A 9,438-nucleotide genomic window follows, 5' to 3' on the forward strand; every position below is an offset into this window, starting at 1 on the left:
GGGCGGGTTTTTGCGGGGATTTGCGGGGGGGGGGGTCGCAAATAGCGCCCACTTTAACCTCCCCTCGTGGGGGGTGGCCGCGCCTAGGGCGGGGGTGGGGGTGAAGTGCCAGGCACCCCGCCCCGGCGCTACGCGCCGACCCTCCCCATCAAGGGGAGGGTAAAGGGAGCTAGCGCAGTGCCTTCATCAGCGCGCCGACCACCACCTGCGGCCGGTAGCCGAGCTTGGCCGGCGTCAACCCCAGCCGCACCACCACCAGTTGCTCCGACGGGATGATGGCGACCGTCTGGCCGTCATGGCCCTCCATCCAGTAGGTATCGTTGGGCAGGCCGGCGGCGACGCCGGCGCCGGGATTTCCTTCGTCCCCCGGGGCTTCGATCCAAAGTTGCCCCTTGCCGTAGACTTTCGAGGCCGGTGCCGGTTCGCGCATCCAGTCGACGAAACCGGCCGGCAGGATCTGGTTGCCGTTCCAGACGCCGCCCTGCAGCAGGAATTGGCCGAACCGCGCCCAGTCATGCCCCGTGGCATAGAGGTAGGATGAGCCGACAAAGGTACCCTCCTCGTCGGTTTCGAGCACCGCGCTTTGCATGCCGAGCGGCCCGAACAGCGCTGTCCTTGGCCACATCAGCGCCTTGTCCTTGTCGCCGATTGCATCCTGCCACAGCCGCGACAGCATCACCGCCGTGCCGCTCGAATAGGAAAAGACCTTGCCGACGTCGCCGGTCAGCGGCTTGGCCTCGGCGAAGCCCGCCATATCCGGTTCGAGGTAGAGCATGCGCGTCACATCGGCAACGTCGCCATAATCCTCGTTGAACTCGAGCCCGCTCGACATCGCCACCATATCGGCAAGGCTGATGGCGGCGCGGCCGTCCGCCTTCCATGAGCCGAACAGGCCCTGATTGGTCACCGCCATCTTGCCGTCCTTGACCAGCGTGCCGACGAGCGCGGCGTTGACTGTCTTGGTCATTGACCAGCCCAGCAGCGGCGTTTTCGCCGAAAAGCCGTCGCCATAACGCTCCGCAACAATGCGGCCATTTTTGACCACCACCACGGCGCGCATGCCGATGCCGGTCATCGCCGCACCGTCGAGGATCTTGTCGATTTCGGGATTTTGCGAGGCATCGACTCGATCTCCCTCGGGCCACAGATCGCCCTTGGTGGCCGCCGACGCCTCGGCAGGGATTGACGTGCGCCGTGCCTTGCCGACGTCGCCATCGGGAACCGAGGCGCAACCCAGGCCGGCGCGCGCAACGGCAACGCTCTTGCCGAGGAAGCCAAGCAGCCCGGCCGAGACGGTCCCCCTGTTCTTGTCGACCGACACCTTCATCAGCCTGAGAAGCGGATGGCCGGGCGCCTGCACGTCGATGGCAAGCACCTCATTGGGATCACGGCCGGCGATAAAAACATTCGAGCAGACAATCTTGGCGGAATAGCCGGAACCGACGCGGATCAGTTCGGGCGGCGCGACGTAGAGCCAGGTAAACAGGGCGGCTATGGCCAACACGACCAGGCCGAGCAGCCATTTGATGATCTTCACGGCGATCCGCATCTTTCCGTCCCTGCTTTTCCGCTGCCCGTGGCTTGCGGCCCGATTTATGTCATCGATTTGCCGCCATTGCTTCCGCAAAATCGGTGTTCTTGTCGAGCGCCGTCAACCTGTTATCAACCATGATCGGCGATCACTGGTGCATGTCGCCCAAAAGTGCGCAGCGGTTTTGGAACAACGACATGCACGAAAATAGCGTATCAGGCGATGCTGTGGGGCGATCGCCTGAGGGGCACCTGCAACGACAACCCAACAGCGACCGGCTGATTCCGGCTCGGGAAATGCGATGCGCCGTTTCGCGGCCCTCATCACGTTGACGCTGCTGGCCGCCTGCTCGACCGCCGGCGATCTCGTGCCCTCGATGTCGCCATCCAGCAGCCCGACGGTTGCCGTGCGCGCACCGCGTTTCGAAGATTCCAAGCCGCATGAATGGGATAGCGGCGCGCCTTGGAACTATGCCGTTCACGGCACCGACGTCTCCAAATACCAGACCTCGGTCGACTGGCCGACGGCCAAGGCCAGCGGCATCTCCTTCGCCTTCATCAAGGCGACCGAGGGCGGCGACCGTTTCGACGAGTATTTCAACGAGCATTGGTCCCGCACCAAGGCCAATGGCATTCCGCGCGCGGCCTACCATTTCTTCTATTTCTGCACGCCGGCCGCCACCCAGGCGCGCTGGTTCATCCAGAACGTGCCCGTCGACCGCTCGGCCATGCCGCCGGTGCTCGACATGGAGTGGAACCCGCAATCGCCGACCTGCCGGCTGCGCCCGGATTCGGCGACGGTGCGGGCCGAAATGACCACCTTTCTCGAGATGATCGAGCGGCACTATGGCAAGAAGCCGATCATCTACACCTCGGTCGACTTCTTCGACGATAACGACCTTTCGACGTTCCGCGGCTATCCCTACTGGCTGCGCTCGGTGGCCGGCCACCCCCGCCAGAAGTACGGCAGCCACCCTTTCACCTTCTGGCAATACACCGGAACCGGTATCGTTCCCGGCATGACCGGCAAGTCCGATATCAACGTCTTCAACGGCACTGAGGCAGCCTGGAAAAAGTGGCTGCGGCAGAACACCCGTTGACACCGGCTCTGCCGCCTGCTTTTCGACGTCCCATGCGCACCTACCTGCAACCACTGGGATATCCACGCCGGAAACAGTCGAAGAGCCGCCTGCGCTCCGGGCTGCTCGCGGCCCTGCTGCTCGGCGCCGCGGTCGTGCCGGCGGCGGCGCAGGAATGCGGCGGCGACTTCGAAACCTGGAAGCAAGGCGTGGCGGCGGAAGCCAGGGCGGCCGGTGTCGGCGCTGTCGGCCTTGACGCGCTGGAAGCCGCCACCATCGACGACAAGGTGCTGGCGCGTGACCGCGCCCAGGGCGTCTTCGCCCAGACCTTCATCCAGTTCTCCAACCGCATGATCTCGGCCTACCGGCTGAAGCAGGGCGCGGCCAATCTGAAGAAATACGCCGAAATCTTTGCGCGCGCCGACCAGCAGTTCGGTGTCCAGGCGCCGATCATCACCGCCTTCTGGGGGCTGGAGACCGATTTCGGCGCCGTACAGGGCGATTTCCACACGCTGAGCGCATTGGTGACGCTGTCGCATGACTGCCGCCGGCCGCAGCTGTTTCGGCCGCAACTGGTGCCGCTGTTGACGCTGATCGATCGCGGCGTCGTTCCGGCCGACGTCACCGGTGCCTGGGCCGGCGAGATCGGCCAGACGCAGATCCTGCCTTCCGACTATCTCGCGCGCGGCGTCGACGGCGATGGCGACGGCATCGTCGATCTCAGGCGCAGTGTGCCCGACGTGATCATGACCACGGCCAACAAGGTGCTGTCGCGCGGCTGGAAACGCGACCAGCCCTGGATCGAGGAAGTGCGCGTGCCCGAGGACATGCCTTGGGAGCAGACCGGCCGCACCAACAAGCTGCCGCTGTCGCAATGGGCCGCCTGGGGCGTCGCCAACCCCGATGGCACGCCGCTGATCGACAATGGCCTGAAGGCCGGCCTGGCGCTGCCGATGGGCCGCAAAGGTCCGGCCTTCCTCGCCTACGACAATTTCGACGTCTATCTCGAATGGAACCAGTCCTTCACCTACGCGCTGACCGCCGCCAACTTCGCCAGCCGGCTGGCCGGGGCAAAGCAGTTCGACCCGCGCAATCCCGAAACCGGGCTCAATGGCGACCAGATGAAGGAATTGCAGACCAAGCTCGAAGCCAGGGGCTATGACGTCGGCACCGTCGACGGCATTCTGGGCACCAACACCCGCGAAGCCATCCGCAAGGAACAGATGCGGCTCGGCATGCCGGTAGACGGCTGGCCGACGCCGGAGCTTTTGGGGAAACTGTGAGTAGAATCTGCCCAAGCTGGGTTCCTTATTCCCTACTCCTTGCCCGGACGAAGTCGATAAATGCCCGCAAAGCCGGGGGGACGTGCCTCGAACTCGGGTGATACAGGAAGAAGCCTGGAAAGCTGGGCGACCAGGGCTCTAGAAATCTCATCAGCCTGCCCGCATCGATCCAGGACTGGACCTGATAGTCGATCATGTAGGCAACGCCTGCTCCACCCAGCGCCGCGTTCAGCATCAGCTCGGTGTCGTTGACAGTCAGGCTGCCCTCGACGGCGATTTCCAGAGACCGTTTGCCGCGCGCGAACTCCCATCGATAGAGGTTGCCGCCACCAGGCCATTGGAATTTTATGCATTTGTGCTGATGCAACTCCTGCGGATGGCGCGGTATGGCCCGATTTTCGAGATAGACGGGAGCGGCCACCGCCGCCATCTGCAAATCCCCGCTCAGTTTCACTGCCACCATGTCCTTCTCCAGCCGCTCGCCAAGCCTGATTCCGGCATCGAACCGTCCTCGAACAATGTCGGTCAGCGTATCGTCGACGATGACGGTCAGCGCGATATCAGGATAGGCGCGTTGGAAGTCGCCAAGGATCGGGCCGATGAACCGCACCGCGGCAACACGCGGCACGTTTATTCGTAGCGAACCCGCCGGCCGATCACGCGCGGCATGAATGTCCGCTACGGCGCCCTCTAGCTCTTCGAACGCAACGGCAAGGCGCGCAAACAGCGTCTCGCCAGCACCAGTGGGTGAAACACTACGCGTCGTGCGATTCAGCAACCTGACGCCGATGCGAGCCTCCAGTTGCCGGATCGACTGGCTGAGCGCCGGCGGGGAAACACGCAGCCGGGCGGCGGCGCGGACGAAACTACGCTCTTCCACGATTGCGGCGAATGCCTTGAGCTCGGCGAATTCAGAACCGCGCATTGTGTATCCCTACATTAACAAGCTAGTCAGATAATAGGCCATTATCTGATCAGTTGCATGGCCCTATTTCTCGACTAGCGGACCCGTTGAAACCGGCACGGGCCTGAATGATTGAAGGAAACGTATCATGCCCAAGTCCTTGCAAGGCAAAACCGCACTCGTCACCGGCAGTTCGCGCGGCATTGGGCGAGCCATCGCCGAAGGCCTCGCCTCCAAGGGCGCTGCCGTCGTCGTCAACTATGTCGGCAACCACGAAGCCGCTGACGAGGTCGTGGCCGCCATCGCCGGCAAGGGAGGAAAGGCGATCGCCGTCCAGGCCGACATATCAAGCGTCTCGGATATTCATCGCCTGTTTGACGAGGCTGAGAGTGAGTTCGGCGCGATCGACATCGTGGTTGCCAATGTAGGCGTCGCCGTCATCAAGCCTCTGACCGAGGCAACCGAAGCCGATTTCGACCATGTCTTCGGCACCAATGCCAAGGGCACGTTCTTCGTGCTTCAGGAAGCAGCGCGCCGTGTGCGAAACGGCGGCCGCATCATCGCGGTCTCCACCGGCGGCACCAAGATGTTCTTCACGCAAACGGCGCTCTATCTCGGCAGCAAGGGCGCCGTCGAACAATTCGTTCGTGTGCTCTCGCGTGAACTCGGACCGCGCGGCATCACCGTGAATGCGCTGTCGCCTGGCTTCACCGACACGGACCTGCTTCCCGAGCGCGATCGTGCCGTGGCGGCCGGCATGTCTCCATTTGGCAGGATCGGCGCGCCCCGCGACGTTGCCGATGTTGCGGTCTTCCTGGCCAGCGACGAGGCCCGCTGGCTGACCGGCGAGAATATCCAGGCCGGTGGCGGGGTCGCTTAGTCCGCCATCGTCTCCAGGCTGGCGAATCCCTGCGGCGCATCGCCTTCATCGAAGGGTGTCGTCACCTCGACAAATGTGTCGGGATAAAAACCGTTGAAGCGGGTTCTCAGCGACAGCGAATAGGCGCCGATATGGCCGATCTCGATCCAGTCGCCGGTGTCGACGGTTTCCGGCAGCCAGAACGGCCGCGACAGGATGTCTACGGAATCGCAGGTCGCGCCGCAGACCTTGAACGGCACGATGTTCTTCTCCTCGCCATTGCGCGAACGGATCGCCGGATCGGGGATGAAGCGGGCCGGCAGTGTGATCTTGCCGGTCCAAGAATCCGACAGCGACGCCCAGATGCCGTCATTGATGTAGAGCCGCTTGCCCTTGCGCAGCAGCACCCGCACGATCAGCGACAGGCAGCGCGCCACGATCACCCGGCCGGGCTCGGCCACCAACGGGATCTGGTCGAACTGGTATTCCCTCAGGTCGCCCGACAGCCGCGACATGATCTGGCCGAGCGACGGCATCTCGATCTGCTTGCGATTGGGGTCATGGCCGTACTCGGCGGGAAAGCCGCCGCCGACATCGAGGCCCGCAATGTCGAAGGTCAGCCGGTTGCGCACCCAATCGGCGGAGGCCAGCGCCCGCTCAAAGGTGTCGGGATCCTCGATCTGGCTGCCGACATGGAAGCACAGGCCGACCTTGTAGCCGGTGCGGTTGAGCCGCTCGGCGAGTTCCACCGCATAGGCCGGCCCGGCGCCGAATTTCTTCGACAGTTCATAGGCCGCCGAACCCTTGGTCTGGATGCGCACGAACACGCTGATGGAGCCCGGATCGATGTCAAGCGCCCGCACCACCCGCGTCAGCTTGGTGATCTCGTCCTCATGGTCGAGCGAAATGACCCGGATGGCGTATTTTTCCAGCGCAAGCTTGATGTCCGACTGCGCCTTGACCGGATGCATGTAGAGCATCTCGGCGTCGGATGAGACGGCGCGCACTGCGGCGAACTCGCCGGGCGAGGCCACATCGAAGGCGATGACGCCGGCTTCGACCAGCGCCTTCAGCACGATCTGCTCGCCATTGGTCTTGACTGCGTAGGCGGTCTTGCCGGGAAACATGCCCATGAACTGTTTGGCATCCGCCTTCAGCACCTGCGGGCGAAAGCAGTAGACCGGATCGTCCGGCCGAAGCGCCAGCGCCGCCTCGCGGGCATTCTCGAATCGCTGCATGGACGAATCCCCTGACTTCTCGGCTGCGCACAATTAATCCAAGCTAGCGGCCAAAGAAAACAATTCTGTGTCTGGCGGGCACTGACGCAGCAGCGCACCCTCCTGGCAGCACTGTTGCCAGCAATCACGTTTCGGGTGGCCCTTGCCGCCGAACCCGATATGCCTTCTGCCTGACCGACTGGCATCCATGCCGCTTGGGGGAGGACATTTTCACGATGGCAATAGCCACGACAGCCGTGCAGCGCGGACCGATGACGGCAAGCGACTGGGGACACCTTCTGCTGCTCGGCGCCATCTGGGGCGGCTCGTTCTTCTTTGCCCGCATCGCCGTTGCCGAAATGCACCCGCTGGTGCTGGTGCTGTTTCGCGTTGCCATTGCGGCCATTGCACTGCAGCTCTATCTCGGCATTCGCGGTCCGTCCTTCCGCCTCGCCTTCCCGCATGCCGGCCTGTTTTTCCTTTTGGCGCTCGCCAACAATGTCGTCCCGTTCTCGCTGATCTTTGCCGGCCAGACCGCGCTTGGCGCCGGCGTCGCCTCGGTGCTCAATGCGACGACGCCGTTCTGGACGCTGATCCTCGCCAACGCGCTGACAGCGGACGAAAAGCTCTCCTGGAACAAGCTTGCCGGCATCGGGCTCGGCATCGCCGGCACCGCTGTCATGATCGGCCCCGGCCTGCTGGCCGGGCTCGGCGGCCCGGTCTGGGCAAAATTCGCGCTGATCGGCGCCTCGCTGTCTTACGCCGTCGCGCTGATGATCGCCCGCCGCTTCAAGGGCGTGCCCTCGCCGGTCATCGCCACCGGTCAATTGACGGCGTCGACCATCATCATGATCCCGGTGGTGCTGCTCACCTATGGCCCGGCCGGCCTGTTCTCTGCCTCGCCGCCGGTCTGGACGGCGGTGCTGGCGCTGGCGCTGCTCTCCACCGCCTTCGCCTACATCCTCTATTTCAACCTCGTCGCCTCGGCCGGCGCCACCAACGCCTCGCTGGTCACGCTCATCGTCCCGGCCAGCGCCATCCTGCTCGGCCTCCTGTTCCTCGGCGAGCGGCTCGCTCTGTTCGAGTTCTGCGGCATGGCACTGATCGCGCTTGGCCTGGTGACGATCGACGGGCGGTTGTTTGGTCGGCGCTAATGCCTGTCGACCAAAAGTGCGCAGCGGTTTTGGGACAACGACGCGCTTTAGGTCTGGTAGCGCTGCCATGCCTCGCTTTCGCCACGGCCGCGTCACAATTTATTCACAGGCTGCCAGCGGCTTTTGCCGAAGAGTTTCAACGCTTAACGACAGGTGGCAGGTCGCAAATTCCACAATCGCGTCGCATTGCAGCATATTTTCCGCTTGCCTGTGGCACAAATGCCCCTAGACTCCACCCATAGCTCTTGAAGAGGAGACTATGACATGGGACTTACGAGGCCAATCAACGCATTGATGATCTGTGCTGCATTTGCCTTCATTGGCGCCCTTATCATAGGTGTTCTTCCGTAACCGCCGGAGCGGAAGAACAGCAGCAATAGCCCACAAATTCGAAAGGCCGGGTGTTTCGCCCGGCCTTTCGCATTTCAGATTTCATACCACGATGAAGCTCAGGCGGCGGCGGATCCCAGCTGCCTCTGTTTCGTGGGAGCGGATGCCGATCATATGGCAGATGGCAAACACCAGGTCGGCCCGGTTCATGGTGTAGAAATGGAAGTCGCTGACGCCGCGCTCGACGAGATCGAGCACCTGCTCGGCCGCCACGGCAGACGCCACGAGCGCATGCGTCTGCGGATCGTTGTGCAGCCCTTCGAAACGCTCGGCCAGCCATGCCGGCACCAGCGCGCCGCAGCGCGCCGAGAAATTGGCGACCTGGGTGAAATTGTGCACCGGCAGGATGCCAGGCACGATCGGGATGTAGATGCCGGCACGGCGCGCCTTCTCGACATAACGCTCGTAGAGATCGTTGTCGAAGAAGAACTGGGTGATCGCCCGCGTCGCGCCATTGTCGGCCTTGCGCTTCAGCATGTCGAAGTCGGTGGCGAAGTCGGGGCTTTCCGGATGCTTTTCGGGATAGGCCGAGACCGAGATGTCGAAATCGCCGGCGTCCTTCAGCGCTCCGACAAGTTCGGCGCCATTGGCATAGCCATCGGGATGCGGCCGGTAGGCCGTACCGACACCCGCCGCCGGATCGCCGCGCAACGCAACGAAGCGCTTCACGCCCATATCGGCGAATTCGCGGACCACGGCATCGACCTCATGGCGGGCGGCGTCGACGCAGGTCATGTGCGCCGCCGGCGTCAGCGCCGTCTCGTTCAGGATGCGCTTGACCGTGCGCGCCGTGCGCTCCCGCGTCGAGCCGCCGGCGCCATAGGTCACCGAGACGAATCTCGGCTTCAGCGGCTCCAGCCTGGTGACGGTGTCCCAGAGCCTGGCTTCCATCTCGTCGGTCTTCGGCGGGAAGAACTCGAAGGAGACGCGGACCTTGTCGCCAATGTCGGGACGGCGGGAAAAGCGGAACTGGTTCATCAGGCGATTTCCCCCATAGGGTACGCTTTGGTGGGGTGGGTGTC

Annotated in this window: 8 protein-coding genes; 4 read left to right on the forward strand and 4 right to left on the reverse strand. The window is 63.5% G+C overall.

Annotated features, from left to right (window positions below):
• Positions 1-169: 169 nt before the first annotated feature.
• On the reverse strand, positions 170-1,549 hold the full coding sequence (locus NKH35_RS30045) for a serine hydrolase domain-containing protein (protein WP_352917338.1): 1,380 nt from the start codon (positions 1,547-1,549) through the stop codon (positions 170-172).
• Positions 1,550-1,832: 283 nt separating this feature from the next.
• Between NKH35_RS30045 and NKH35_RS30050 the strand changes: the two genes are divergently transcribed.
• Both NKH35_RS30050 and NKH35_RS30055 read left to right on the forward strand, forming a co-directional pair.
• On the forward strand, positions 1,833-2,630 hold the full coding sequence (locus NKH35_RS30050; RefSeq protein WP_023668254.1) for a glycoside hydrolase family 25 protein: 798 nt from the start codon (positions 1,833-1,835) through the stop codon (positions 2,628-2,630).
• Positions 2,631-2,662: 32 nt separating this feature from the next.
• On the forward strand, positions 2,663-3,892 hold the full coding sequence (locus tag NKH35_RS30055) for a lytic murein transglycosylase (protein WP_352761920.1): 1,230 nt from the start codon (positions 2,663-2,665) through the stop codon (positions 3,890-3,892).
• 25 nt (positions 3,893-3,917) lie between these two features.
• Here NKH35_RS30055 and NKH35_RS30060 read toward each other — a convergent pair whose 3' ends face one another.
• Positions 3,918-4,817 carry a LysR family transcriptional regulator gene (locus NKH35_RS30060; protein ID WP_352790660.1) on the reverse strand — a complete coding sequence of 300 codons (900 nt, stop codon included), beginning with the start codon at positions 4,815-4,817 and terminating at the stop codon, positions 3,918-3,920.
• A 127-nt stretch (positions 4,818-4,944) separates the two neighbouring features.
• Between NKH35_RS30060 and NKH35_RS30065 the strand changes: the two genes are divergently transcribed.
• Positions 4,945-5,676 carry an SDR family oxidoreductase gene (locus NKH35_RS30065; protein WP_023690857.1) on the forward strand — a complete coding sequence of 244 codons (732 nt, stop codon included), beginning with the start codon at positions 4,945-4,947 and terminating at the stop codon, positions 5,674-5,676.
• On the opposite strand, the gene NKH35_RS30070 is transcribed toward NKH35_RS30065, so the two are convergent.
• Positions 5,673-6,893 (reverse strand): alanine racemase, encoded by a 1,221-nt coding sequence (locus NKH35_RS30070; protein ID WP_352917340.1) that lies wholly within the window; start codon positions 6,891-6,893, stop codon positions 5,673-5,675. The genes NKH35_RS30065 and NKH35_RS30070 overlap by 4 nt on opposite strands.
• Positions 6,894-7,108: 215 nt before the next feature.
• On the opposite strand from NKH35_RS30070, the gene NKH35_RS30075 reads away from it, so the two are divergent.
• Positions 7,109-8,026: a DMT family transporter gene (locus NKH35_RS30075; protein ID WP_352917342.1), complete on the forward strand. Its 918-nt coding sequence runs from the start codon at positions 7,109-7,111 to the stop codon at positions 8,024-8,026.
• 432 nt (positions 8,027-8,458) lie between these two features.
• Here NKH35_RS30075 and metF read toward each other — a convergent pair whose 3' ends face one another.
• Positions 8,459-9,394 carry a methylenetetrahydrofolate reductase [NAD(P)H] gene (gene metF / locus NKH35_RS30080; protein WP_352917344.1) on the reverse strand — a complete coding sequence of 312 codons (936 nt, stop codon included), beginning with the start codon at positions 9,392-9,394 and terminating at the stop codon, positions 8,459-8,461.
• Positions 9,395-9,438 lie beyond the last annotated feature (44 nt).

This window comes from Mesorhizobium sp. M1143 (assembly GCF_040318435.1).
GTDB lineage: Bacteria > Pseudomonadota > Alphaproteobacteria > Rhizobiales > Rhizobiaceae > Mesorhizobium.